Annotated in this window: 14 protein-coding genes; 10 read left to right on the top strand and 4 right to left on the bottom strand. The window is 74.5% G+C overall.

Annotated elements, in window-relative coordinates:
- The first annotated feature begins 75 nt into the window (after nt 1-75).
- Nucleotides 76-1,599, top strand: a complete 1,524-nt coding sequence (locus KZJ41_RS16375) for an MFS transporter (RefSeq protein ID WP_102799768.1) — start codon at nt 76-78, stop codon at nt 1,597-1,599.
- Between the two features lie 64 nt (nt 1,600-1,663).
- Here the strand turns inward: KZJ41_RS16375 and treZ are convergent, their stop codons facing one another.
- Nucleotides 1,664-3,475 (bottom strand): malto-oligosyltrehalose trehalohydrolase, encoded by a 1,812-nt coding sequence (treZ, locus tag KZJ41_RS16370; RefSeq protein ID WP_161995589.1) that lies wholly within the window; start codon nt 3,473-3,475, stop codon nt 1,664-1,666.
- Between the two features lie 23 nt (nt 3,476-3,498).
- On the opposite strand from treZ, the gene KZJ41_RS16365 reads away from it, so the two are divergent.
- Complete coding sequence (locus KZJ41_RS16365; RefSeq protein WP_251549293.1) at nt 3,499-4,167, top strand: TetR/AcrR family transcriptional regulator; 669 nt, start codon at nt 3,499-3,501, stop codon at nt 4,165-4,167.
- A 15-nt stretch (nt 4,168-4,182) separates the two neighbouring features.
- Here the strand turns inward: KZJ41_RS16365 and KZJ41_RS16360 are convergent, their stop codons facing one another.
- Nucleotides 4,183-5,157, bottom strand: a complete 975-nt coding sequence (locus tag KZJ41_RS16360) for an AraC family transcriptional regulator (protein ID WP_051359257.1) — start codon at nt 5,155-5,157, stop codon at nt 4,183-4,185.
- Here KZJ41_RS16360 and KZJ41_RS16355 point away from each other — a divergent pair.
- From KZJ41_RS16355 to KZJ41_RS16345, 3 genes are all read left to right on the top strand, one after another.
- A complete protein-coding gene (locus KZJ41_RS16355; RefSeq protein ID WP_251549291.1) occupies nt 5,062-6,120 on the top strand; it encodes an alpha/beta fold hydrolase in 1,059 nt (352 codons plus the stop codon). The genes KZJ41_RS16360 and KZJ41_RS16355 overlap by 96 nt on opposite strands.
- A gap of 850 nt (nt 6,121-6,970) precedes the next feature.
- Nucleotides 6,971-7,222 carry a hypothetical protein gene (locus KZJ41_RS16350; protein ID WP_006943779.1) on the top strand — a complete coding sequence of 84 codons (252 nt, stop codon included), beginning with the start codon at nt 6,971-6,973 and terminating at the stop codon, nt 7,220-7,222.
- Between the two features lie 101 nt (nt 7,223-7,323).
- Nucleotides 7,324-7,554 carry a DUF6480 family protein gene (locus KZJ41_RS16345; protein WP_006943781.1) on the top strand — a complete coding sequence of 77 codons (231 nt, stop codon included), beginning with the start codon at nt 7,324-7,326 and terminating at the stop codon, nt 7,552-7,554.
- 32 nt (nt 7,555-7,586) lie between these two features.
- Here the strand turns inward: KZJ41_RS16345 and KZJ41_RS16340 are convergent, their stop codons facing one another.
- On the bottom strand, nt 7,587-7,994 hold the full coding sequence (locus KZJ41_RS16340; RefSeq protein WP_082120248.1) for a YchJ family protein: 408 nt from the start codon (nt 7,992-7,994) through the stop codon (nt 7,587-7,589).
- A gap of 93 nt (nt 7,995-8,087) precedes the next feature.
- On the opposite strand from KZJ41_RS16340, the gene KZJ41_RS16335 reads away from it, so the two are divergent.
- The 3 genes from KZJ41_RS16335 to KZJ41_RS16325 all read left to right on the top strand — a co-directional run bounded on the left by KZJ41_RS16335 (nt 8,088) and on the right by KZJ41_RS16325 (nt 10,146).
- Nucleotides 8,088-9,077 carry a magnesium transporter gene (locus KZJ41_RS16335; protein WP_006943783.1) on the top strand — a complete coding sequence of 330 codons (990 nt, stop codon included), beginning with the start codon at nt 8,088-8,090 and terminating at the stop codon, nt 9,075-9,077.
- A gap of 106 nt (nt 9,078-9,183) precedes the next feature.
- Nucleotides 9,184-9,504 carry a chorismate mutase gene (locus KZJ41_RS16330; protein WP_006943785.1) on the top strand — a complete coding sequence of 107 codons (321 nt, stop codon included), beginning with the start codon at nt 9,184-9,186 and terminating at the stop codon, nt 9,502-9,504.
- A 21-nt stretch (nt 9,505-9,525) separates the two neighbouring features.
- Nucleotides 9,526-10,146: an FHA domain-containing protein gene (locus KZJ41_RS16325; protein ID WP_006943787.1), complete on the top strand. Its 621-nt coding sequence runs from the start codon at nt 9,526-9,528 to the stop codon at nt 10,144-10,146.
- 8 nt (nt 10,147-10,154) lie between these two features.
- On the opposite strand, the gene KZJ41_RS16320 is transcribed toward KZJ41_RS16325, so the two are convergent.
- A complete protein-coding gene (locus KZJ41_RS16320; protein WP_102799765.1) occupies nt 10,155-11,057 on the bottom strand; it encodes an alpha/beta fold hydrolase in 903 nt (300 codons plus the stop codon).
- 106 nt (nt 11,058-11,163) lie between these two features.
- Between KZJ41_RS16320 and KZJ41_RS16315 the strand changes: the two genes are divergently transcribed.
- Together KZJ41_RS16315 and KZJ41_RS16310 are read left to right on the top strand one after the other, a co-directional pair.
- Nucleotides 11,164-11,655, top strand: coding sequence for a TIGR00725 family protein (locus KZJ41_RS16315; protein WP_029544130.1), 492 nt, complete (start codon nt 11,164-11,166; stop codon nt 11,653-11,655).
- Between the two features lie 134 nt (nt 11,656-11,789).
- Nucleotides 11,790-26,549 (top strand): non-ribosomal peptide synthetase, encoded by a 14,760-nt coding sequence (locus KZJ41_RS16310; protein WP_251549289.1) that lies wholly within the window; start codon nt 11,790-11,792, stop codon nt 26,547-26,549.
- Nucleotides 26,550-26,557 lie beyond the last annotated feature (8 nt).

Genomic DNA, 26,557 nt, shown 5'->3' with positions numbered 1-26,557 from the left:
TCTTTGTACCGTCCGGACGGTCGGTGCTACCGTATTTCTGTACCGGCTGGACGGTTCAGTGTGGAGGGAAGACGGATGACGAACACCGGGCAGATGCCGGGGCTCCGCCCGGCGGACGCGGGGACCGGGCCTGCGCCCGCGGGTGTGCGCACCTGGGCGGGGCTGGTGGTACTCGCCTGTGCCGTGTTGCTGATCGCGGTCGACGCGACCGTTCTCGACCTCGCCCTGCCCTTCCTCAGTGCCGATCTGGCCCCGAGCGGGGTGCAGCTGCTGTGGATCATCGACGTGTACTCGTTCGCCGTCGCCGGCCTGCTCGTGACGATGGGCGTGCTCGGCGACCGCGTCGGCCGTCGCCGGCTCCTGCTGGTCGGCGCCGTCGGCTTCGCCGCGGCCTCGGCCGTCGCGGCGTGGGCGGTGAGCCCCGAGATGCTGATCCTGGCGCGTGCATTGCAGGGAATCTCCGGCGCCACCCTCATGCCCGCGACCCTGGGGCTCATCCGGCACATGTTCACCGACCCGCGGGAGCGGACCGTCGCCATCGGCGTGTGGGGCGCGATGGCCGGCGGCGGCGCAGCGCTCGGCCCGCTCGTGGGCGGCTGGCTGCTCGAACACTTCTGGTGGGGGTCGGTCTTCCTGATCAACCTGCCGATCATGGCGGTGCTCGTCCTCGCCGGGCCGTTCCTCGTCCCGGAATCGCGGGATCCGCACCCGGGCCGCTTCGACCTGCCGGGGGCCGCGCTGTCGCTGCTGGCCGTGGTTCCGATCGTCTACGCGGTCAAGGAAACGGCGCTGCACGGCCCGCATGCCGCCGCGCTGGTCGCGCTGGGCGGCGGTCTGACGGCCGCCGCGGCGTTCGTGCACCGTCAGCGGGTCGCGAAGAACCCGCTGCTCGATCTCACTCTGTTCCGGCGGCGCGAGTTCTCCGCGGCCGTACTGACGAATCTGCTGGCGATCTTCGCCCTCGCCGGGGTGCTGTTCTTCGGGTCGCAGTATCTGCAGCTGGTGCTCGGGATCGGACCACTACAGGCGGGTCTGCTGATGCTCCCCGGGACCGCGACCAGCGCTCTGTCCTCGCTCGGAGCGGCATGGCTCGTGCGGCGCCTGCCCGTCGGGACCGTCCTGTCGGGTGCTCTGGCCATCGCGGCCGTGGGTGCGGCGATGTTGCTGGCTCTCGGCACCACCCGCGGGGCGGGGTTGTTCGTCGTCGGCTTCACCCTCATCGGCGTGGGGGTCGGCGTCGCGCTGACCCTCACCACCGACCTGGTGGTCGGGGCCGCCCCGGCGGACCGGGCCGGCGCCGCGTCGGCGGTGTCGGAGACGGCGTACGAACTCGGTGTCGCGCTGGGGGTGGCGGTGCTCGGCAGCGTCGTCACGGCCGTCTACCGTTCCCGGCTCGGGATTCCGGGCTCCGGCCACGAGTTCGACACCCTCGGCGGCGCGGTGGCCGCGGCCGGACGACTCCCGGCGGCGGAGGCCGAGGCCCTGCTCGAGTCGGCGCGGGCCGCGTTCGTCGCCGGCACGCACGGGGCCGCGGCCGCCACGGCGGTGATCCTGGCGGCCACCGCCGCGCTGACCCTGCGCATGCTCCGCCGGCGGTGATCCTGTGCGCCTCCGGCTGCGGTGACCCTGCGCGGCCTACGGCCTGCGGTGACCCTGCGCGGCCTCAGACCCGCGGTGTGACGGCAGAGTCGAGCACGACGAACGAGTGCCCCGGCACGAGCGTCGCGGACCCGGTCCGGTTGACCACAACCGGCTCCCACCACACCAGGGGAGCACCACCGAAGGGCACGGTCACCGGGTCGGGCCCGAGGTTGCACGCCACATGAAGGCCGCCGCGGTGCATCACGATCCAGCGCTCGTCCTCGTCGTAGTCGACGTGCAGGTGCTCGAGCCACGGATCGGTCAGCTCGGCGCGTTCGCGGCGCAGCGCCAGCAGCTGCCGGTAGCAGTCGAGCACCCGCGCGTGGCCGGGCTCGGCGCGCTCGGCCCAGTTCAGCGTCGACCGCCGGAACGTCTCCGGATCCTGAGGGTCGGGCACGTCCTCGGCGTCCCATCCGTGCTCGGAGAACTCGCGCCGGCGTCCCTCGGCGGTGGCCCGGGCCAGCTCGGGTTCCGGGTGGGAGGTGAAGTACTGGAACGGTGAACTCGCGTCCCACTCCTCGCCCATGAACAACATCGGCGTGAAGGGGGAGGTGAGCACCAGCGCGGCCTTGACGGCGAGCTGACCGTGGTCGAGGTAGTGACCGGGCCGGTCGCCGATCGCCCGGTTGCCCACCTGGTCGTGGGTGCACGTGTAGGCGAGCAGGGCGCTCGCCGGGATGCGCCCGACGTCGAGCGGGCGCCCGTGCGTGCGCCCGCGGAAGCTCGAATAGGTCCCGGCGTGGAAGAACCCGTGCCGCAGGGTGCGGGCGAGACAGTCGAGCGAACCGAAATCGCCGTAGTAGCCCTGTCGTTCGCCGGAGACGGCGGCGTGCACGGCGTGGTGGATGTCGTCGTCCCACTGCGCCTGCAGGCCGTAGCCGCCGGCGGCGCGGGGCGAGATCGTCTTCGGATCGTTCAGGTCGCTCTCGGCGATCAGGCTCAGCGGCCGGCCGAGGTGCGCGGACATCCGGTACGTCGCGACGGCCAGTTCCTCGAGCAGGTGCACGGCGGTGTGGTCGACCAGTGCGTGCACCGCGTCCAGGCGCAGCCCGTCGATATGGAAGTCCCGCATCCACCGCAGGGCATTGTCGAGGATGTAGCGGCGCACCTCGCCGGAGTCCGGCCCGTCGAGGTTGACCGATGCGCCCCACGTGCCCTGCCCGCCGGACAGGTACGGGCCGTAGCGGTCCAGGTAGTTGCCGGACGGTCCGAGATGGTTGTAGACCACGTCCAGGATCACCCCGAGGCCGCGGGCGTGGGCGGCGTCCACGAAGCGCTGCAGGCCGTCCGGGCCGCCGTACGGCTCGTGCACCGCATACCAGAGCACCCCGTCGTAGCCCCAGCCGCGGGTGCCGTTGTAGGCGTTGACCGGCATCAGCTCGACGAGGTCCACCCCGAGCTCGACGAGGTCGTCGAGGCGGTCGACGGCCGCGTCGAACGTGCCGCCATCGGTGAAGGTGCCCACGTGCAGCTCGTAGACCACTCCGCCGGCGAGTTGCCGACCGGTCCAGGACGCGTCGGTCCAGGCGCTCTCGTCGAGCGAGTGCAGCTGGGACAGGCCGTGCACGCCGTCGGGTTGCCGCGGCGAGCGCGGGTCGGGCAGCACGGTCTCGTCGTCGTCGAGGACGTACCCGTAGCGGGCACCGGGGGAGGCGTCGACCTCGGCGCGCCACCAGCCGCCGTCGTCCCGGCGCATGGGGTGGTCCGTGCCGTCGACGCGGAGCCGGACGGATTGCGGGGTCGGAGCCCAGACCTCGAAGGTATGCACCCGACCAGCATGCCCGGTCGTCGTCGCGCCTGCAGGCCTCCGAAATCTGTTGCAGTTTCGATGCAACCGATGCTGATACGCTGAGATCGATGTCCCAGCATGCCAAGAGGACCTACAGTTCGCCGCTGCGCGAGGAGGCCGCGCGCCGTACCCGGGCGACCGTCGTCGACGCTGCCGCCCGGCTCTTCGTCGATCGCGGGTACGTCAGCACCACGGTCAAGCAGATCGCGGAGACGGCCGGGGTCGCCGTGCGAACCGTCTTCACGGCGTTCCCCGGCGGCAAGTCCAAACTGTTCCGGGAGGCGCTCGACGCCGCGGTCGCGGGCGGGTCCGCGGACTCGGCCGGCGACGATCCGGCTCCGGCCGAGCGTTCGCGCCCGGGGCGGGTCGCCTCCGGCCCGGCGGGATCGGACGCCGAACGCATTGTCGAGCAGGTGGTCCGTTACGGCGCGGACCTGCTCGAGCGGGCCGGCGGGCTGCTGATGACCTCGGTCGAGTCGTCGGGCGCGGACCCGGACATGCGCCGGTTCGCCGACGAGGACGCCCGCGCCACCGCGGACAACGCGCGCACGATCGCGGTCGGGCTGCACCGGCACGGGCTGCTGCGCGACGACGTGAGCGTCGATCACGCGGCGCACGTGCTCTACACGCTGGGTTCTCCGCAGGTGCATGCGCTGCTGCGCCGCGACTGCGGCTGGGACGTGGACGAGTACCGGGCGTGGCTCACGGCGACCCTGCGGGCGACGCTGCTGCGCTGAGCCGGTGCCGCCTCCTCACGGCCAGGCCGCCGGGGCCGGGACGCGCACCGCCCGCGGGGTGGTCCCGAAGCGGGCACGGAACGCCGTCCCGAACGCGCTGAGCGATCCGAAGCCGGAGGCGAACGCGATGTCGCCCACGGCGACCGCGCTCCAGCGTGGGTCCTCGAGGCGGCTGCGGGCGCGGTCCAGCCGCCGGTTGCGGAGCAGTTCGGCGGGCGTGGTGCCGGCCGTCCGCAACGCGAGCTGGAGCTGCCGCAGCGACCAGCCCAGGTCGCGCGCGATCGACGCCGGTGTCAGGTCAGGATCGTCCGAACGTTCGTCGACGTAGGCCCGGGCGGCCGCGGCCACCGCCTCCAGGCCGCCCGGGCGGATGCCGTCGCGCAGGTCGGCCAGGGCGACGGCCACGAGTTCGATCACCCGCGCGCTGATCGTGACGAATGCGGGACCGGACAACGACTTCCGTTCCCGGGCCAGCGCCCGCGTCATCGTCTCCGCCACCGACGCGACGCCGCGGCGCAGGTCGAGCACGCTCGGCCCGTCGGCGACGGCACGGTCGGGCAGGCACCCTTCGGGCACGGTGAGCACCCACGCCCGGGTCTGCGCGCGATGGAGGAGCTCGAAGGGGCGGGCCATCGACACGAGGGCCGCGCGGCCGACCGGCACCGGCAGCGTGACCCCGTCGTGCGCGACGGTGAGGGTGCCGGATTTCGGCACGAACAGTCGCATGCTCCGGTCGTCGTCCGCCCGGACGTGCCGCGCGGTCCGCGCGTAGGTGATCCGATCGGACCAGAACTCGACGAGCTGGTGATTCCCGCAGCGCTGCACGTGCGTGGCGCCGGCGAAGTCGGCCGGCGACCGCTCGCCCGGAGCGGGGAAGAAGTAGTCCAGGGTGCCGTGGTTGAACCGCACGTGGTCGGTCCAGAACTCGGCGCGGTCGCGCCGCGGCACGCGGCGGGTCGTCGTGAACTGCACCTGGTAGTCCGCTGTCACCGTGACCTCCTCACCGGCCGTGCGCGGGACGGGCAGGGTCCTGCGCGGATCGACGAGTGCTGCGACCGGACCGCTCCCTACGCTCGTCGGCAGTGTAGTGACGAGCGCCACAGCGCGGTGCGGTGGCCCGGATCCAGGAGGTTTCTCATGCTTCGAGCATCGGTCAACGGGACGGAACTCGCCTTCGTCGACGTCGGTCCGCGCGACGGGGTGCCGATCGTGTTCAGCCACTCGCTCTTCTTCGATCACACGATGTTCGACGCGCTCGTGCAGAAATTCGCCGACGACGGGTACCGGGTGGTCGCCTACGACCATCGTGGGCAGGGTGAGAGCGCCCCGGCGGCGCGGGACGAACTGGCGGTCGACGTTCTCGCCGAGGACGCCGCGGCCCTGATCGAGCATCTCGATCTCGCACCCTGTCACGTCGTCGGGAACTCCCTCGGCGGATTCGTCGCGCTGCGGCTCGCCGCGCGACGGCCCGAACTGCTCCGCACGGCCGCCGCACTCGGCTCGTCGGCGGAGGAGGAGTACAAGCTCGACGAGTTCGCTCCGCTGGTCGGCCACCTCACCGAGCACGGCACGGCCGACGTCGTCGACACGATCATGTACATCATGTTCGGCGATTCGAGCCTCGCTCAGGAGAGCGCGATGACGAGCACCTGGCGCGCGGCGATCGCCCGGCTCGGGCCGCGCATCGGAGACGCGGCCCACGGCGTCATCCACCGCGGACGGATCGTCGAGGAGCTGGCCGGCTGCCGCGTGCCGGTCCTCGCCGTCGCCGGCCGCGAGGACCACGCCTACCCGCCGCCGATCTCGTCGGTGAACATCGCCGACGCCGCGGGAGGCCGGCACGTCACGGTCGATGCCGCGGGGCACTCCGTGGCGCTCGAGCAACCGGACGAGGTCGCGAGGCATCTCTTGGAGCACTTCGCCCCGGCCGGGCGGGACCGATCCGGCGGGTGACGGCGCGCCGCGGCAGCCGGGGTGGCGCCCCAGCGTGCGCCGCGGAGACCGGCGCACCGGGTATGTGGAATCCACGGTCTACGGAAAAATGGAATTTACCGAACCAGGTCCGCGCGGTTCCTCGCGTCCGAGAATTGCACCGAAGACGGGGCGCCCTCCCGGCGCGGGCGCACCGCGGCGGGCACGGGCTCGGGAACGACCGCCCGGAACGGGCCGCATCCGGAAGAGGTCGCCGCGGGCGTGTACCGGCTCGGGGCCGGCCGCGGCCTGACCGAGGCCAACGTCTACCTCGTGCGGTCGGGGCACACACCGGGGCACCTCGCGTTGTTCCGCAGGTCCGGCCGGGTGGCGATCACCGGCGGCGCCGTGCTGACGGTCGACGTGAGCTCGCTGCCCCGGCCTGCTGCGCCGCAGGCGCGGGACGTCCGGTCCGCCCCGCCTCACTACGTGGAACCGGGCCTACGCGCGCGAATCGATGTCCCGGATCGCGGGGCTCGCGCCCCGGGTCGTCGCGAGTGGCCACGACCGGCCGCTGCACGTCCCCGAGACCGCCGGGCCGGCGGAATCGTGAGGGGTCCCGGCGGTGGGGCGCTCGAATGTGTTTCGGATCACATTCCGCCGGATATCCGAGACAGTGGGTCGGGACGTCGAGGCAGGGAAGGAGGAAATCGGTCATGTGGAACTTCCGACCTGAGTTCAACTGGTTCATGCATCTGTTCCGCGACCTGTTCGGCTGGTTGAGCTGAGACAGGGCCTCACCGTCCGCGCCCCGCCCGGGGGCGGACGGTGACATACGTCGCCTCGACGGCGACGGGGACCGCGAACCCACGACGTTGCCCGAGAGGACCCCATGAGTCACGCCAGTTTCGCGTCCCGGGTCGGTGCCACTCGCGACAAGCTGTTCGACCTGGCCCGCGAGATCGCCGCGATCGTGGAGGCCGCCGAGGCACTCGACCGGGAGTCCCTGCCGCTCGCCGACGAGATCGCCGTGACCGGGCTCGTCGACGCTCTCACCGACGTGAGCGGGCACCTCGACGCGGCGACGGAGCCGCTCGGCGAGGCCGTCTGGTTCTCGCGTCATCTGCCCGGACCGTTCGGCTGACGCTCGCGCCCGAGGATTACGCGGCCGGAAACCGGGTATGTCGTCGGGGCCGAGGCGCTGCTCTCGGCACCGTTCCCGCACCGCCGACACCAGGAGCGCACGTGAGTACCCAGAACCCCGGACCTCAGCCGGAAGACACCCCCGGCCTCGACGCCGGCGGGGGAGTACAGCCCGGGGACACGCCGCCCGATGCCGGACAGACCTCCGGTCTGTCGCATCCCCAACCCAACCCGAGCCGGGTGATGCCCGTCTTCGCGATCCTGCTCATCGCGTTGATCGTGCTCGGAGTGGCGGCGTTCTTCGTGGCGCGCGCGTTCGCCCTCTTCGACTGAGTACGCCGAACGACCGAACCGCGCCCGCCAGGTCAGCCGAGAGCGTCGACGTAGAGCCAGCGGCCGTCCTCGCGGACGAACCGGCTGTGTTCGTGCAGCACGTCCGCGTGACCGCCGAACCTGTAGTGGGCGCGGAACTCGACCGTTCCCTCCGTGTGCAGGAACCCGCCGCCGCTCGTGCGCAGCACCTCGAGCCCGGTCCACCGCTGCGCCGGATCGAGGTCCAGCCGCACCGGGCGAGTCCCGGGGTGCCACGTGCGGCGCAGATACGCCTCGTCGCCCACCGCGAAGGCGGTGTACCGCGAACGCATCAGCTGTTCGGCGGTGGGCGCGTGCCCGCCGGCGAGGAACGGCCCGCAGCATTCGCCGTACGGCAGGCCCCGGCCGCACGGGCAGGGTGTGGTGGGGCCGGGTCGGGGGGCGCGCTCGCGTGGACTCACCGGCACATTATCGCCACGGCCGGGATCGGGCGGTGGTGCCGGCCGTGGCACGATCGAACCTCGGGACGAGCGCGGCCGGAGGAACGGTGGGGCATGGTCGAATCTGCCGACACACAGGCATGGGAGCAGGGCAGTCCCGGCACCGCGCTGCGGCACAGCTTCGCGGCCGTCCCGCTTGCCGGGCCGGACGACACGGTTGCCGGGGTGCTCGACCGGATGCGGGAGCACAGTTTCGACAGCGCCGCCGTCGTCGCCGTGCTCGCCGGTGAGGTGCTCGTCGGTCTCGTCACGATCGAACGGCTGCTGGCGGCCCCCGGCACCACCCGGATGAGCGACGTGATGGATCCGGATCCGCCGGTGGTGCGTCCGGACACCGCGCAGGAACGGGCCGCGTGGAAGGCTGTTCAGCACGGTGAACCCGGCCTCGCCGTCGTGGACGGCCGCGGCCGGTTCCGCGGTCTCATCGCGCCCCAGCAGCTGCTCGCCGTGCTGCTGCACGAGCACGACCAGGACATGGCCCGGCTCGGCGGCTTCGTGCACTCGGTGGACGCGGCACGGGCCTCGAGCGTCGAGGGAATCCGTCGACGCCTGTGGCACCGGCTGCCGTGGCTCGTCGTCGGTCTGGTCGGGGCCATGGTCTCGGCCCGCCTGATGCAGGTCTTCGAGGCCGAGCTCGACGCCGACCTCGCCGTCGCCTACTTCGTGCCGGGCATCGTGTACCTGGCGGACGCGGTCGGTACGCAGACCGAGGCGCTGGTCATCCGCGGGTTCTCGGTGGGTGTGGGGATCCGCCGGATCGTGCGCCGCGAGGTGCTGACCGGCCTGTCGGTGGGGGCGCTGCTGGGTGCGACGATGCTGCCGGCGGTGCTGCTCATGACGGGAAACCGGGATCTCGCGGTCGCCGTGGCATCGGCCGTGCTGGCCGCCAGCACCATCGCGACCACCGTCGCGATGGTCCTGCCGTGGGCACTGCAGCGGCTGGGCAAGGACCCGGCGTTCGGGTCCGGCCCGCTCGCCACGGTGATCCAGGACCTGCTCTCCATCGTCATCTACTTCGTGGCGGTGACGCTTCTGCTCGGCTGAGGGGTGGAGCTGAGGGGTGGGGTGTTCCCCACCCCAGGGGTCCTTGGGGGACAAGGCGTTCCCGAGCCACGATGGGGCGACCGACCGCCAATCCCGTGGAGGCCCCGTGACCGTAACGTCGGAAACGTTCACCCCGAACCCCACCGCCCTCGCCGGCACGGCCGAACTGGATCACGTGTTCGACGAGATCGACCGGGTCGACGCCGAGATCGTCGCCGCGATCCGGCGCCGGACCGGTCTCGCGCACCACGCCGGCCGGCTGCGCCGCGCCGGTCACGGAACGGTGCCGGCGCACACGCGTCGCGAGATGGCGGTGCTCGCGCGGTTCACCGCGGCACTGGGGCGGGACGGTTCGGCGCTGGCGGCGACGCTGCTGCGGTTGGGACGCGACCCCCTTGCCGACGCTGCAACCTACGGGCAGGATTGAGTCCGCGCCCTGGAGGTTGTGATGAGCGTCGTCACCGAATCGCGTCTGTCGTATGTCGACAAGCAGGGGCGGCAGCATCGGTTCGAGCTGTCGCCGGAGTCGCCGCGCGTCACCATCGGCCGTGCTCCGAGCTCCGACGTGGCGTTCACCGGCGACAACGAGGTCTCCCGCCTGCACGCCGTCGTGGAGTGGATCGGCACCCACTGGACCATCCTCGACGACGGGCTCTCCCGCAACGGCACGTTCCTCAACGGGGAACGCATCACCGGACGCCGCCGCCTGCGGGAGGGCGACAGCATCCGGATCGGCTCGATCCGACTGACCTTCCAGGAGATCGGTGCCGGACCGGACGAGGCGACCCGCGTCGCGTCGGAGCTGCCGACGGTGCGTTCGCTCACGGAGACGCAACGCGGAATCCTGCTCGCGCTGTGCCGGCCCTACAAGCACGGCGCCGCGTTCGCCACCCCCGCCTCCAACCAGGACATCGCCACCGAGCTGTTCCTCAGCGTCGACGCCGTCAAGACGCATCTGCGGGCGCTGTTCGCGAAGTTCGGTGTCGAGGATCTGCCGCAGAACCAGAAGCGGGTCCGGCTCGCCGAGCTCGCATTGCACAGCGGCGTCATCACCGAACGCGACCTCTGACCTGCGGCTCACCCCACCCGCTGCAGCAACCTGCCGAGGGCCCGCGCGACCTCCGCGGGGCGGTCGGCGATCACCGAGTGCCCGGCGCCGTCGACCCGCACCAGCTCGGCGCGCGGCAGCCGCGCTGCGAGACCGGCGGACAGCTCGAACGGGGTCCACTCGTCCGCCGACCCGCACAGCACGAGCGCGGGGACCGCGGCGAGCACCGCCAACGCGGCGGATTCGTCGAGCACGGCGAACGATCGCAGGAACGCCGCCATCGTCACCACCGGCGTGTCGTTCGCGAGCACCGCCAGCAGGGCCGCCCACCGGGAACCGGGGGCGCGTCGCTGCGCCGCCCGTCTCAGCGGCCGCACCGCCCGTCCGCCCAGGTGCAGCGCGTGCTGCACGGCGCCGGGTGCGTGCTGCACCGCGCGGTGGAACAACTCGACCGCGGGGCTCTCGAGGTACCGCCCGAGCCCCGACCGGCCGAGATCACCGGCGGCGGTGCCGATCAGGCAGATCCCGGCGACCCGGGTGCCGATCTCGTGCGGATGTTGACGGGCGTAGGACAGGATCGTCATGCCGCCCATCGAGTGGCCGACCAGCACCACCGGACCGGCGGAGACCGCGCGCAGCACCGCCGCGAGATCGCGCCCGAGCTGCTCGACGGTGTACGTCTCCGGCCCGGCGGTGCCGGACGCGCCGTGACCGCGGTGGTCGAAGAACACCATCCGCAGCGTCGCTCTGCGGCGCCGGAGCAGCGAATCCCGAAGAGGCGACCAGGTTTCCGTGCGGCCGCAGTGCCCGTGGACGAACACGGCGGTGAGCGGTGCGCCGGCCGCGCCGATCTCGTGGACCGCGAGCGGCACGCCGTCGTCGGCGATCACCGTATGGCGGCGTACGAGACGCTCGGTGCGGAGGGTGGACATGCGGACAAGGATCCGCCGGATGCCGGTGCCGGGCGAGCAACCCCGGTGGTGGTGGATTTCACCTCAGGGGGCCACTTCTGCACCCTGGGTGGTGGACAATCGCGTCATGGATGCGCAGCGGTATGTCGGCGTGGTCGGGCCCGCGGAGGCCACGGCCGAACAACGCCGGATCGCCCGTCAGGTCGGCGGGCTGCTCGCGGCGCGACGCGCCGTCGTCGTGACCGGGGGACTGGGCGGGGTGATGGCCGCGGCATCGCGCGGAGCCGCGGAGGCCGGCGGCACCACCCTCGGCCTGCTGCCCGGCGACGACCGCGCGGAGGCCAACCCGTACCTCACCGTGTCGATCCCGACCGGTCTCGGCGAGATGCGTAACGCCCTGCTGGTACGCACCTGCGAGGCGCTCATCGCGGTCGGCGGCAGCTGGGGCACGCTCAGCGAGATCGCGCTCGCCGTCCGCACCGGCGTCCCGGTGATCTCGATCGGGGGGTGGCCGCTGCCCGCCGCCGGGGTGCTCGCCGTGACCTCCGCCGGGGACGCCGTCGACGCCATCCACGACCTGTTGTGGCGGCGCGATCCCACCGCGGGCTGGACCGGCTGAGGAGTTCTCGCACCCGAGGGTGATTCTCGACCACCCCTGCGGGTGCCGCGCCCACCGCTGGGGTCGGTATCGGCACCGGGGTCTGCGGACGACCGTGGAAGCAGCACAGTCCACCGGTCGTCAGGAGTACCCCCGTGTTGCACGAAAGCCCGGTCGCCCAAGAACATTTCGCTGCCCCGCAGCCCGCCGGCGCGTTCCCGCTCTCGGCGGCCCAGCGCGGGATCTGGTTCGCACAGCACCTGGCCGGCGCCACGCCCGTCAACATCGCCCAGTACGTCGACATCGCCGGGGACCTCGACCTCGACGCCCTCGAAGGTGCCGCCCGTGCCGTCGGACGCGAGTTCGGCACCGGCTTCCTGCGCATCGTCGAGGAGGACGGCCACCCGTTCCAGACGGTCGTGCACACCGGCGAGCGGCTGACGGTGGTCGATCTGCGGGGCGAGGCCGATCCCGTGGCCGCGGCCCGCGAATGGATGGAGCGCGACTACACCGCCCCGGTCGACATGTGCACCGACCGGCTCGCCGTCACCGCCGTGCTCCGCATCGCCGAGGACCGCTGGTTCTGGTACGCCCGGATCCACCACATCGCCCTCGACGGCGTCGGCGCGATGACCCTCGTCGCGCGCACCGCCGAGCTCTACACCGCCACCGTCACCGGAACCGCGGTGCACACGCCGCGCACCGCCGCGCTGCCCGACATCGTCGCCGCGGACGAGACCTACCGCCGCTCCCCGCGGTTCGAGGCCGACCGTGCGTACTGGACCGAGCACCTGGCCGGGCTGAGCGATCCCGTGTCGCTGGCCGGCCGGGCCGCCCCCGCCGACGCGCACCCGCTGCTGGTCGGCGCGGAGCTGCCCGCCGACACCGAGCAGGCCCTGCGCGACGCCGCGGCCCGGCGCGGGTCGAGCCTCGCACCGCTGGTGGTCGCCGCGTTCGGCACCTACCTCGCCCGGATGACCGGCCACGACGAGGTGATGCTCAGCCTGCCCGTCTCGGCCCGCACCACCGCCACGCTGCGCCGCTCCGGGGGCATGCTCGCCAACGTGGTGCCGCTGCGGTTGCGCACCGACGCCGCCACCGTCGCCGCCGTGATCGCCGCGGCGGAACTCGAGCTGACCGGGGCACTGCGCCGCCAGCGGTACCGGCAGGAGGACATCGCCCGCGACCTCGGTCTCACCGGCGATCACGCCGCCGGGTTCGGCCCCTCGGTCAACCTCATGCTGTTCGACCACCGGGTCCGGCTCGGCGCGCTCACCGGGCGGGTCCACGTGCTCACCTCCGGGCTCATCGAGGACCTGTTCGTCAACCTCTATCCGGGCGGCCACAGCACGCACCTCGACTTCCAGGCCAACCCCAACCTGTACGACCGGGACGAGCTCGCCGCGCACCACCGGCGGTTCCTCGCGTTCCTGCACCGTTTCGCCACCGCCGCACCCGACCGGCGTCTCGCCGACCTGGACCTGCTCGGCGACGACGAGCGCGCCGCCCTCGTCCCGGCCCGCGGCGCCGATCCGGTGCCGCCCCGCACCCTGGCCGACCTGCTCACCGCCGGGGCGGCCCTCGACCCCGGCGCCGTCGCGGTGATCGACGGTGCGCGCACCGTGACCTACTCCGACCTGGACGCCGCCACCGACCGGCTCGCCCGGCTGCTGCTCGCCCGCGGCGCCGGCCCGGAGACCACGGTGGCGCTGGCGCTGTCGCGGTCCGTCGAATCGGTGCAGGCCGTGTGGGCCGTCGCCAAGACGGGAGCCGCGTTCGTGCCCGTCGACCCCGGTCACCCCCGGGCCCGGCTCGAGCACGTCCTGCGCGACAGCGGCGCCCGCATCGGCCTGACCGTCGCCGCGCACCGGGACGGACTGCCCGACGACACCGACTGGATCGCCCTGGACGACCCCGCGACCGTCGCCGCGGTCACGGCGGCGGACGCCGGCCCGGTCACCGACGCGGAGCGGGGAATCCCGCTGCGGCCCGAGCACGCCGCCTACGTCGTCTACACCTCCGGTTCCACCGGCACCCCCAAGGGGGTCGTCGTCACCCATGCCGGCCTGGCGAACCTCGCCGACGACGCCCGCGCGCGTCTGGCCGTCGCCGCCGGCTCGCGCGCCACCCACCTGTACTCGCCGGCCTTCGACTCCTCGATCGAGGAGCTGCTGGTGACCTTCACCGCCGGCGCCACCCTGGTGGTGGTGCCGCCGCAGGCCTATGGCGGCACCGAGCTCGCCGAGGTTCTCCGCGCCGGACGAGTCACCCACCTCGACGCGACCCCGGCCGTGCTCGCCACCCTCGACCCCGACGACCACCCCGAGATCGGCACGGTCGTCGTCGGTGGCGACGCCTGCCCGCCCGACCTGGCCGATCGGTGGTCGGTGGGCCGGGCGTTCCTCAACGCGTACGGCCCCACCGAGGCCACCGTCACCGCCACCTTCGCGGCTCCGCACCACCGCGGCGACCGGGTCGGGGTCGGCACCCCGATCCGCGGCATGCGCGCCCTCGTCCTGGACCGCCGGCTGCAGCCCGTGCCCGCAGGGGTCACCGGCGAGCTGTACCTGGCCGGCGCCGGGATCGCCCGCGGCTATCTCGGCCGCCCCGACCTGACCGCCGCCCGCTTCGTGGCCGACCCGTACGCGCCCGGAGAACGCATGTACCGCACCGGTGACCTGGTGCGCTGGCGCGGTGCGTCCTTTGGGCTGCCAGGGGAGCCCGAAGGACACACCGGCGGCGCAGCCGCCGCGCTCGAGTTCGCCGGCCGCACCGATCACCAGGTCAAGATCCGGGGGTTCCGCGTCGAACTCGGCGAGGTCGACGCCGCGCTGCTCCGGCACCACACCGTTGCCCGGGCCGTCACCGTCGGCGCCACCACGCCCGCCGGCGCGACCGTCCTCGCCGCCTACGTCGTCGGGCACGCCGGCGCCGCCGTCGACGTCGACGCCCTGCGCGGCGAACTCGCCGACACCCTGCCCGCCTACCTCGTGCCCGCGGCGATCACCGTGCTGCCCGAACTGCCGCTCACCCCCGTCGGGAAGATCGACCGCGCCGCGTTGCCCGCCCCGGACTTCGGCACCCCCACCGCCGGCCGCGCCCCCGAGGGCGCCCGCGAGGAAGTGATCGCCGCCCTGTTCACCCAGGTGCTCGGCGTGGAACGAGTCGGCGCCGACGACAGCTTCTTCGCCCTCGGCGGCGACAGCATCGTCGCGATCACCCTCGTCTCCCGCGCCCGCGCCGCCGGACTGCGGTTCACCGCGCGCGACGTCTTCGAGCGCCGCACCGTCGCCGCTCTGGCCGCCGTCGCGGTGGCGGACACCGGAGCCGGCGCAGTCCTTGCCGAACTCCCCGGCGGCGGCACCGGTCCGGTCGACACCACCCCGATCGTCGCCGAACTGCTGGCCGGCGGCGGGCCCGTCGACCGGTACGGGCAGGCCGTGCTGATCCGGCTGCCCGAGCATCCCGACCCGGCGCACCTGGCCGGGGCCGTGCAGGCGCTGCTCGATCGGCACGACGCGCTGCGGATGCGGCTGACCGCTGCCCGCACGCTCGAGGTGCTCCCCGTCGGCGCGGTCGCCGCCGACGCGGTGCTGCGCCGCGCCGCCGTCGACGAGCCACGCGGCGCCGCCGCGGCCGCGCTGGAGGCCGCGGCGGACCGACTCGATCCGGCCGCCGGGATCGTCGCGCAGTTCGAGTGGCTGGCCTCGCCCGACGGCCGCGACGACCTGCTCGTGGCCGTCGTCCACCACCTCGCCGTGGACGCGGTGTCCTGGCGCATCCTGCTGCCCGACCTGGCCGCCGCCTACACCGACCTCGCCGGCGGTGCCGCGCCCGCCCTCGCCCCGGTCGGCACGTCGCTGCGCCGGTGGGCGCACGGCCTGACCGAGGCCGACCGCAGCGACGAACTGCCGTTGTGGGAGCGGATTCTCGCGACGCCCGACCCGGCACTGGGGGAGCGGCCGTTCGATCCGGCGCGCGACACCGTCGCCACCTCCGCCCAGCTGCGCGTGCACGTGCCCGCCGAGGTCACCGACGCCGTGCTGACCGCCGTGCCCCAGCGCTTCCACTGCGGCACCGCCGAGGCGTTGCTCGCCGCGCTCGGCCTGGCGGCCGAGCGGTGGCGCCGCAACCGCGGCCGCACCGCCCCCGCGACGCTCGTCGGGGTCGAGGGCCACGGCCGCGAGGAGGCGGCGGTCCCCGGAGCCGACCTGTCCCGCACCGTCGGATGGTTCACCACCGTGCACCCCCTCGACGTGGACCTCACCGGCATCGACGTCGACGACGCCTTCGGTGGCGGTGCCGCGGCGGGCGCGGCGATCCGGTCGGTCAAGGAACGGCTCGCCGCCGTTCCCGACCACGGCATCGGCTACGGCCTGCTCCGGTACGTCGCCGGCACCCTGCCCGCGCATCCGGCCCCGCAGATCGCGTTCAACTTCCTCGGCCGCATCGACACCACGGTCGAGGGACCGTGGCTGCCGCTCGGCACCGCCGCCACCCGTGAACCGCAGATGCCGCTGCCCGCGGTGCTCGACATCGACGCCGCCGTCGAGGCCGACGGCCTCGCCGCCACCTTCACCTACGCGACCGGCCTGCTCGACGAGGACGCCGTCGACGAGTTCGCGCAGCTGTGGGTGGCCGCGCTCGCCGCGCTCGCCTGGCACGTCGGCGACCCGGCCGCCGGCGGTCACAGCCCCTCCGACTTCCCGCTGGTCGCCGTCGACCAGGACCGGATCGACGCGTGGGAGCGCGACCGCGGAGGCCTGGCCGACGTGTGGCCGCTGTCCCCGCTGCAGGCCGGGCTGCTGTTCCACACCGGGTACGCCGCCACCGACGCCCCCGACGACTACACCGTGCAGACCGTGCTCGAACTCGCCGGCACCGTGGACCCCGCCCGGCTCCGCGCCGCGGCGCAGTCCGTGGTCGACCGGCACGACAGCCTGCGGGCCGCCTTCCGCGACACGGCCGCCGGCCCGCTCCAGGTCGTGCTCCGCACGGCCGACGTGACCTGGCGGGAAACCGATCTGCGCGGCCGTGCCGACACCGACGGCGAGCTGGCGCGCATTCTCGACGCGGACCGCGCCGACCGGTTCGACCTGGCCGCCGCGCCGCTGCTGCGCGTCCACCTGGTCCGCACCGCCGCCGACCGGTACCGGCTGCTGCTGACCAACCACCACCTCGTCCTCGACGGCTGGTCCACCCCGCTGCTCGTCGCCGAACTGCTCACCGCCTACGCGGCGGGCGCGGCGGTGCCCGGACCGGCGCCGTCGTTCCGGGACCACCTGGCCTGGCTCGCCGGCCGGGACCTCGTCGCCGCGCGGACCGCGTGGGCCCGCGCCCTGGACGGCATCGACGCCCCCACCCTCGTCGCCCCGCACGACGACCCCGCCGACACCGGCGGCGCCGCCCACACCGTCGCGCTGAGCGCCGAAACCGCCGCCGCCCTCGACGCTGCCACCCGCGCCCACGACGTCACCCTCGCCACCGTCGTGCAGGCGGCGTGGGCGCTGACCCTGGCCGAGCTCACCGGCCGCACCGACGTGGTGTTCGGCTCCACCGTCTCCGGCCGCCCGCCCGAGCTGCCCGGCGTGGACGCCGTGCTCGGCCTGTTCGTCAACACCGTGCCGGTGCGGGTGCGCCTGCAGCCCACCGACACCGGCGCCGACCTGCTGCGCCGCCTCCAGGCCGAACAGGCGGCGCTGCTCGAGCACCAGCACCTCGGGCTCGCCGAGATCCACCGGGCGGCCGGCGTCACCGAACTGTTCGACACCCTCGCCGTCGTCGAGTCCTACCCGCTCGACCGCGACGCCCTGTCCGCGACCGCCGACGGCGCCGGAATGCGGGTCCTCGGCGTCACCGGCGCCGAAGCCACCCCGTACCCCGTGAGCCTGATCGTCGAGCCGGGCGCCCGGCCGGAGCTGAGCGTGCGCTACCGCCCCGCCTCGGTCGGTGACGGCGTCGCGCGCCGCATCCTCGAGCGGTGCGCGGAGCTGCTCGGTGCGCTCGCCCGGACCCCGGACCGCCGCATCGCCGCGCTCGGCGCCCCCGGCGTCGACGCCCCATTCGTGCCGGCCCGCGACCGGGCCGTCACCCTCGCCGACATCCTCGCCGGCACCGCCACCCGTCACCCGGATGCGGTCGCCGTCGTCGCCGGCACCGCCGAGCTCACCTACCGCGAACTCGACGACCGGGCCGCCGCCCTGGCGGGGCTGCTCGCCGCGCACGGCGCCGGACCCGGCACGCTGGTCGCGCTCGCGCTGACCCGCTCGCTCGAATCGGTCCTCGCCGTGTGGGCGGTCGCGAAGACCGGCGCCGCGTTCGTCCCCGTCGACCCGCGCCACCCCCTGGACCGGATCGAGCACATGCTCACCGATTCCGGCGCCCGCCTCGGCGTCACCGTCACCGCCCACCGGGACCGGCTGCCCGGCTCCGCGACGACGTGGCTGGTGCTCGACGATCCCGCGACCGCCCGCCGCACCCCGGCCGGCCCCGCGGTGCCGTCACCGGCCCGGCTCGACGACCCGGCCTACCTGATCTACACCTCCGGCTCGACCGGGACGCCGAAGGCCGTCACGGTCACCCACCGGGGCCTCGGCAACCTGGTCGACGCACTGCTCGCCGTGCTGGAGCCGACCCCGTCGGCACGGGTCGCGCACGTGGCGTCGCCGAGCTTCGACGCGTCCGTGTTCGAACAGCTCGCCGCGTTCGCCGCCGGCGCCCGGCTCGTCGTCGTACCCCCGACGGTCGTCGGCGGCGACGAACTGACCGACCGGCTCGCCGACGCGGGCGTCACCCACCTCGTCCTCACCCCCGCGGTGCTGGCCACCCTCGACCCGGCCGCCGCGCACACCGTGCGGGTCGTCGGTGTCTGCGGTGAGGCCGTCCCCACCGACCTGGTGCGCCGGTGGGCGCCCGGCCGCACGATGTTCAACCTCTACGGCCCCACCGAGACCACCATCTGGGCCACCGTCGCCCCCCTCACCGCCGATGCGCCCGTCACCCTCGGCGCCGGTGTGCCCGGCACCGAAACCGAAGTCCTCGACGGCTGGCTGCGGCCGGTGCCGCTCGGCACCGCCGGAGAGCTGTACCTGGCCGGTCCCGGGCTGGCGCGCGGCTACCACGGCCGTCCGCAGCTGACCGCGAGCCGGTTCGTCGCGCATCCCGGACGGCCCGGGGAGCGCATGTACCGCACCGGTGACCTCGTGCGCTGGACCCGCGCCGCCGACGGCGGCCCGGTGCTGGAATACCTGGGCCGCACCGACTTCCAGGTCAAGGTGCGCGGCATCCGCGTCGAGCTCGGGGAGGTCGACGCGGCCCTCGCCGCCGTCGCCGACGTGGACTTCGCGGCCACGCTCGGCCGTCCCGGTCCCACCGGCTCGGCCGTCCTCGTCTCCTACGTGCGGCCCGTGCCGGGCCGCGGGCTGGACCCGGACCGGCTGCGGGACCGGCTCGGCGAACAGCTGCCCGCCCATCTCGTGCCCGCCGCGGTCGTCGTCCTCGACGAGGTTCCGCTCACCCCGGTCGGCAAGCTGGACCGGACGGCGCTGCCGGAGCCGGACTTCGGCCGCAGCCGGCGCCCGGCCCGCGCACCGCGTGGACCGGTCGAGACCGCCGCCGCCGCCGCCTTCGCCGACGTCCTCGGCCTGGACGGGCTCGGCGCCGACGACTCGTTCTTCGACCTGGGCGGCAACTCCCTCGACGCGACCCGGGTGATCGCCCGCATCAACGCCACCGCGGGCTCCGCCCTGGCGGTGCGCGATCTGTTCGAGGCGCCCACCCCCGCGGCGCTGGCCACCCGCGCCGCGGGCCGCACCGGTGCCGCCGTCGCACTCGGGCGACGGGAGCGGCCGGCCCGCCTGCCCCTCGGCCCGGCGCAGCACCGGATGTGGGTGCTCAACCAGCTCGACCCCGCGTCCGGCGTCTACAACATCCCGGTGGCGCTGCGCCTGCGGGGCCGGCTCGACATCGCCCCGCTCGCCGCCGCCTTCGGCGACCTGACCGCCCGGCACGAGAGCCTGCGCACCGTGTTCCCCGCCGACGCGGAGGGCCCCCGCCAGGTGATCGTCGACGCGGCGCCCACCGGTCCGGACTTTGTCGACGTCCCCGCGGACGCCGTGCATGCCGCCGTGGCGGGCTTCGCCGGGGCCGGCTTCGACCTGACCGTGGACCTGCCGGTGCGGGCCCGGGTGCTGCGCCTGGGCGCGGAGGAGCACGTGCTGGTGCTGGTGCTGCACCACATCGCCGCGGACGGGGTGTCGGTGGCGCCGCTGGCCCGGGACCTGATCGCCGCGTACGCCGCCCGGACCGCGGGTGCGGCCCCGGCGTGGGCGCCGCTGCCGGTGCAGTACGCCGACTACACGCTGTGGCAACGCGAGGTGCTCGGCGAGCCCGACGACCCCGACTCGACCACCGCCCGGCAACTGGACTTCTGGACCCGCACCCTGGCCGGCCTGCCGGATCGGGTCGTCCTGCCCACCGACCGGCCCGGACCCGCGGTGCAGTCCGGCGCGAGCGCCGACGTCGCCTTCACCGTGGACGCCGGCGTCCACGCCGCGCTGCGCCGCCTCGCCCGCGCCGAGAACGCCACCGTGTTCATGACCCTGCACGCCGCGCTCGTCGCGCTGCTGTCCCGTCTCGGCGCCGGCGACGACATCGCGGTGGGCACCGCGGTGGCCGGCCGCGGCGCCGCCGAACTCGACGACCTGGTCGGGATGTTCGTCAACACCGTGGTCCTGCGCACCGCGGTGCGGCCCGACGCCACGTTCGCCGACCTGGTGGCGCAGGTGCGCGAGGCCGACCTGGCCGCGTTCGCCCACGCCGACGTCGCCTTCGATCAGGTGGTCGAGGCGGTGCGCCCGGCCCGGTCCACCGCGCACCACCCGCTGTTCCAGGTCTCCCTCGCGCTGGCCGACTTCGCGGCACCCACCCTCGAGATCGACGGGCTCGAGATCGCCGTCGAGGACGTCGAGCGTGGCTCCTCGCAGTTCGACCTCGGGCTCGAGCTGCGCGAACACACCGGCGACGACGGCCGGCCCGCCGGGCTGGACGCCACCCTCACCTACGCCACCGACCTGTTCGACGAGGCCACCGCGCGCACGATCGCCGCGCGGTTCGTGCGGCTCCTCACCGCCGTCACCACCGACCCGGCCGTGCCCGTCGGGGACGTGGATCTGCTCGACGCCGCCGAGTCCGCCGCCCTGCACGCGACGGCGGGTCCCGCCGGTGTCGGGCCGTGGCTGCTGCCCACGCTGCTCGGGGCCGCCGCCGCGGCGCACCCCGAGCGCCCGGCCGTGCGTGCCGACGGCACCACCTGGACCTACCGGGAACTCGATGCCGCCGCCGGCCGGCTCGCCCGCCTGCTCGTCGCCGCCGGGGTGGGCCCGGACGTGCGCGTGGCCCTCGCGCTGCCCCGCTCGGCGGAGTCGGTGCTCGCCGTGTGGGCGGTCGCCAAGGCCGGCGGCGCCTTCGTGCCCGTCGACCCGGCGTATCCGGCCGAGCGCATCGCGCACATGCTCGGCGACTGCGGTGCCACGCTCGGGCTGACCACGACCGCGCACCGGTCCGCGCTGCCCGGCGCGCTCACCTGGCTCGAGCTCGACGACCCGGCGCTGCGGGCCGCATCCGCCGCCGAATCCGCCGCGCCGTTGACCGACGCGGACCGGACCCGGCCGCTGCATCCCGACCACGCCGCCTACCTGATCTACACCTCCGGCTCGACCGGCACCCCGAAGGCCGTCACGGTCACCCACCGCGGGTTGGCGAACATCGTTCGCGCCCAGGATGATTCGCTCGCGGTCGGACCGGACGCGCGGGTCCTCGGCTTCGCCTCGCCGAGCTTCGACGCGGCGATCTTCGAACAACTGGCCGCGTTCGGCTCCGGGGGCTGCCTGGTGTCGGTTCCGGCCGGCGTCGTCGGCGGCGCCGAACTCGCCACGCTGCTCGATGCCGAGCAGGTGACGCACATGGTCCTCACGCCGTCGGTGCTCTCGACGCTGGAGCCGGCGGCATTGACGTCGGTCGAGGTGCTGGCGGTGGCCGGGGAGGCGGTCGGAGCCGAGTTGGTCGAGCGGTTCGCCGGGGGGCGGACGATGCTGAACCTGTACGGGCCGACGGAGGCGACGATCTGGGCGACGGCGGGACCGCTGGCGCCGGGACGGGCGGTGACGATCGGATCGGCCGTGCGCGGAGTGACGCCGCTGGTGCTCGACGGGCGGTTGCGGCCGGCCCCGGTGGGCGTGGTGGGGGAGTTGTACCTGGCCGGGGACGGGCTGGCGCGGGGCTATCACGGGCGGGCGGGGTTGACCGCGGGCCGGTTCGTGGCGCATCCGCAGGTCCCGGGGGCGCGGATGTATCGCACCGGCGACCTGGTGCGGTGGGTGCGGGCCGGGGGCCGGCTCGAACTCGAGTACCTCGGCCGGGGTGATCATCAGGTCAAGGTCCGCGGGATGCGGGTCGAGGTCGGGGAGATCGACGCGGTGCTGGCCGGGTTGTCGCAGGTGGACTATGCGGTGACGGTGGGCCGGACCGGTCCGGCCGGGTCGCCGGTGCTGGTGTCGTACGTGCTGGCGGCGCCGGGCTGCGAGCTCGAGGCCGAGCCACTGCGGGCGCAGGTGGCCGAGCTGCTGCCCGCCCATCTCGTGCCGGCGGCGGTCGTCGTGCTCGACGCGGTGCCGCTGACCCCGGTGGGCAAGCTGGACCGGGCGGCGCTGCCCGAGCCGGTGTTCGCGGCCGGCTCGGGGCGCGCTCCGCGCACACCGACGGAGGAGGCGGTGGTCGCCGCGTTCACGCAGGTGCTCGGCCTCGCGCAGGTCGGGATCGACGATTCGTTCTTCGACCTGGGCGGCAACTCCCTCGACGCCACCCGCGTCGTCGCCCGCCTGAACTCCGCGGGCTCCGCCCTGGCGGTGCGCGACCTGTTCGAGGCGCCCACCCCCGCGGGGCTCGCCGTGCGGCTGCTCGAGCGTCCCGCCCCGCGGATCGCCCTCACGGCCCGGCCCCGGCCGGCCCGCGTGCCCCTCGGCCCGGCGCAGCAGCGCATGTGGGTGCTCAACCAGCTCGACCCCACCTCCGCGGCGTACAACATCCCGGTGGCGCTGCGCCTGTCCGGGCCCCTCGACGCCGCGGCCCTGACCACGGCATGGCGGGACGTGACCGACCGGCACGAGAGCCTGCGCACCGTGTTCCCCGCCGACGCGGAAGGCCCGCACCAGGTGGCCGTCGACGCCGGCGTCCCCCTCGACCTCACCGAGGCACCTGCCGACGTGTATGCCGCCGTGGCGGGCTTCGCCGGGGCCGGCTTCGACCTGACCGTGGACCTGCCGGTGCGGGCCCGGGTGCTGCGTCTGGGCGCGGAGGAGCACGTGCTGGTGCTGGTGCTGCACCACATTGCCGCGGACGGGGTGTCGGTGGCGCCGCTGGCCCGGGACCTGATCGCCGCGTACGCCGCCCGCACCGCGGGTGCGGCCCCGGCGTGGGCGCCGCTGCCGGTGCAGTACGCCGACTACACGCTGTGGCAGCGCGACATCCTCGGCGACGAGACCGATCCGCAATCGACGGCCGCGCAACAGCGCGAATTCTGGGTGGAGACCCTCGCCGGGCTCCCGGACCGCATCACCCTGCCCACCGACCGGCCGCGCCCGGCCGTGCAGTCCATGGCGAGCGCCGACGTGGACCTCGCCGTCGACGCCGACGTGCACGCCCGGCTGCGGGCCGTCGCCGCCACCGAACACGCCACGATGTTCATGACCCTGCACGCCGCGCTCGCGGCGCTGCTGTCCCGCCTCGGCGCCGGCGACGACATCGCGGTGGGCACCGCGGTGGCCGGCCGCGGCGCCGCCGAACTCGACGACCTGGTCGGGATGTTCGTCAACACCGTGGTCCTGCGCACCCCGGTGCGGCCGGACGTCGCCTTCGCCGACCTGGTGGCGCAGGTGCGCGAGGCCGACCTGGCCGCGTTCGCCCACGCCGACCTGCCGTTCGATCAGGTGGTCGAGGCGGTGCGCCCGGCCCGGTCCACCGCGCACCACCCGCTGTTCCAGGTCTCGCTCGCGCTGGCGAACTTCGAGGAGCCGGAGCTCGAGGTCGCGGGCCTGCGCATCGAGCTGCAGGACGTCGCCCACGAGGCCTCACCCTTCGACCTGAGCCTGACACTGCGCGAACGCACGACCGCCGACGGCGAACCCGCCGGTCTCGAGGTGACGCTCGGTTACGCCACCGACCTGTTCGACGACGGCACCGCGCGGACCCTCGCCGCCCGCTTCGGCCGGCTGCTGACGGCGGTCGCCGAGAACCCGCACGCCGCGATCGGCGACGTCGACCTGCTCGACGCGCAGGAGGCCGACGACCTGCGCACCAGCGCGGGCCCGCAGCCCGTCACCCCGGTGACCCTGCCCGAGCTGCTGCACGCCGCCGCGGCCGCGCGACCCGACGCCGTCGCCGTGGTCACCGACGACCGGCAGGTCACCTATCGCGAGCTCGACGCCCGCGCGGCGCTGCTCGCCGACGCGCTCACCGCGCGCGGCGCCGGTCCCGGCACCCTCGTCGCCCTGGCACTGACCCGATCGTTCGAATCGGTGCTCGCGGTCTGGGCGGTCGCACGGACCGGAGCGGCGTTCGTGCCCGTCGACCCGCGGCACCCGCAGGAACGGATCGAGTACATGCTCGCCGATTCCGGGGCCGTCCTGGGCGTCACCGTGACCGCGCACCACGACCGCCTGCCCGGCTCGGTCGGGTGGCTGGTGCTCGACGGCCCGGACGCCGACACGCGTCTCGCACTCGTCCCGCAGCGGCCGCGCGCCGCGGCCGTGCACGTGGACGATCCCGCCTACCTGATCTACACGTCCGGCTCGACCGGCACCCCGAAGGCGGTCGCCGTCACCCACCGCGGACTGGGCAACCTCGTCGCCGCGCAGCGGGAAACCCTGGCGCTGACCGCGCAGGCCCGGATCGCGCACATCGCCTCGCCGAGCTTCGACGCCGCGGTGTTCGAACAGCTCGCCGCGTTCGCGGTCGGCGCGCGGCTCGTGGTCGTACCGCCCACGGTGGTCGGCGGCGCCGAACTCGCCGACCGGCTTCGCGCGGCCCAGGTCAGCCACCTCGTCGTCACCCCCGCCGCGTTGTCGACGCTGGAGCCGGCGGCATTGACGTCGGTCGAGGTGCTGGCGGTGGCCGGGGAGGCGGTCGGAGCCGAGTTGGTCGAGCGGTTCGCCGGGGGGCGGACGATGCTGAACCTGTACGGGCCGACGGAGGCGACGATCTGGGCGACGGCGGGACCGCTGGCGCCGGGACGGGCGGTGACGATCGGATCGGCCGTGCGCGGAGTGACGCCGCTGGTGCTCGACGGGCGGTTGCGGCCGGCCCCGGTGGGCGTGGTGGGGGAGTTGTACCTGGCCGGGGACGGGCTGGCGCGGGGCTATCACGGGCGGGCGGGGTTGACCGCGGGCCGGTTCGTGGCGCATCCGCAGGTCCCGGGGGCGCGGATGTATCGCACCGGCGACCTGGTGCGGTGGGTGCGGGCCGGGGGCCGGCTCGAACTCGAGTACCTCGGCCGGGGTGATCATCAGGTCAAGGTCCGCGGGATGCGGGTCGAGGTCGGGGAGATCGACGCGGCGCTCACGGGACTGCCCGAGGTCGACTACGCGGTCACCGTGGGGCGGCCCGGCCCGTCCGGCGCCCAGGTGCTCGTGTCGTACGTGCTCCCGGCTCCGGGGCAGGAACTCGACCCGGCCCGGGTGCAGCGCCGGACGGCCGAGCTGCTGCCCGGACACCTGGTGCCGGCGGCGGTCGTCGTGCTCGACGAGGTGCCGCTGACCCCGGTGGGCAAGCTGGACCGGGCGGCGCTGCCCGAGCCGGTGTTCGCGGCCGGCTCGGGGCGCGCTCCGCGCACACCGACGGAGGAGGCGGTGGTCGCCGCGTTCACGCAGGTGCTCGGCCTCGCGCAGGTCGGGATCGACGATTCGTTCTTCGACCTGGGCGGCAACTCCCTCGACGCCACCCGGGTCTGCGATCGGCTCGGCGCCGCCCTCGGGACCACCGTGCCGGTGATCCAGCTGTTCTCGGCGCCCACCCCGGTGGCCCTGGCCGCCCGCATCGAGGCCGCGGACACCGCCGGGCAGCCGGACTCACCGTTCGCGGTGCGGCTGCCGCTGCGCACCGAGGGCGACGGCGCCCCGCTGTTCTGCGTGCATCCGGCGGCCGGACTGGCCTGGTGCTACGCCGGGCTCGCCGCGCAACTCGCCCCCGGACGGCCGGTGTACGGACTGCAGTCCCCGCATCTCGAAGGCCTCGAGGACGCCCCGGAAACGATCGCCGCGTACGCCGAGCGATACGTCGACGAGATCCGCGCGGTCCAACCCAGCGGCCCGTACCACCTGCTCGGCTGGTCCCTCGGCGGATTCATCGCCCACGCCGTCGCCGCGCGGCTGCGCGAGACCGGCGAGGAGGTGGCGCTGCTCGCGCTGCTCGACGCGGACCTGATCGCCCGCGACGTTGCCGCGCCGGAACCGCTGACGGTCGGCGAACTCGTCGCCACCCTCGGTTCGTCGCTGGGCCTGCCCGACGCCGATCCGGCGCTGACGGCGGCCGAGGCCGCCGCGCTGATCCGGACCCACACCGGGGCCCCCGTCGACGCCGGTCACCTCGACCGGATGACCGCCGCCTACAACGGCTCGGCATCGCTGCTCGCCGGGTACCGGCCGCCGCTCTACGACGGCGATCTCGTCTTCGTCACCGCGACGGCCGACAAGACGCACCATGCCGGGGGCTTCGCCGGCTGGGGGCCCTACGTCACCGGCGCGATGCACAACCACCTGCTCGACGTCGAGCACGACCGGATGACCGCACCCGACGCGGTGCCCGCCCTGGCCGCGGTGCTCGATCGGCACCTCGGCGACGACCGGTACCTCGCCGCGTCCTGATCCCGCAG

The organism is Rhodococcus sp. 11-3, from assembly GCF_023704055.1.
GTDB lineage: Bacteria > Actinomycetota > Actinomycetes > Mycobacteriales > Mycobacteriaceae > Rhodococcus > Rhodococcus aetherivorans.
This window is presented reverse-complemented; position numbering and strand designations above follow the sequence as displayed.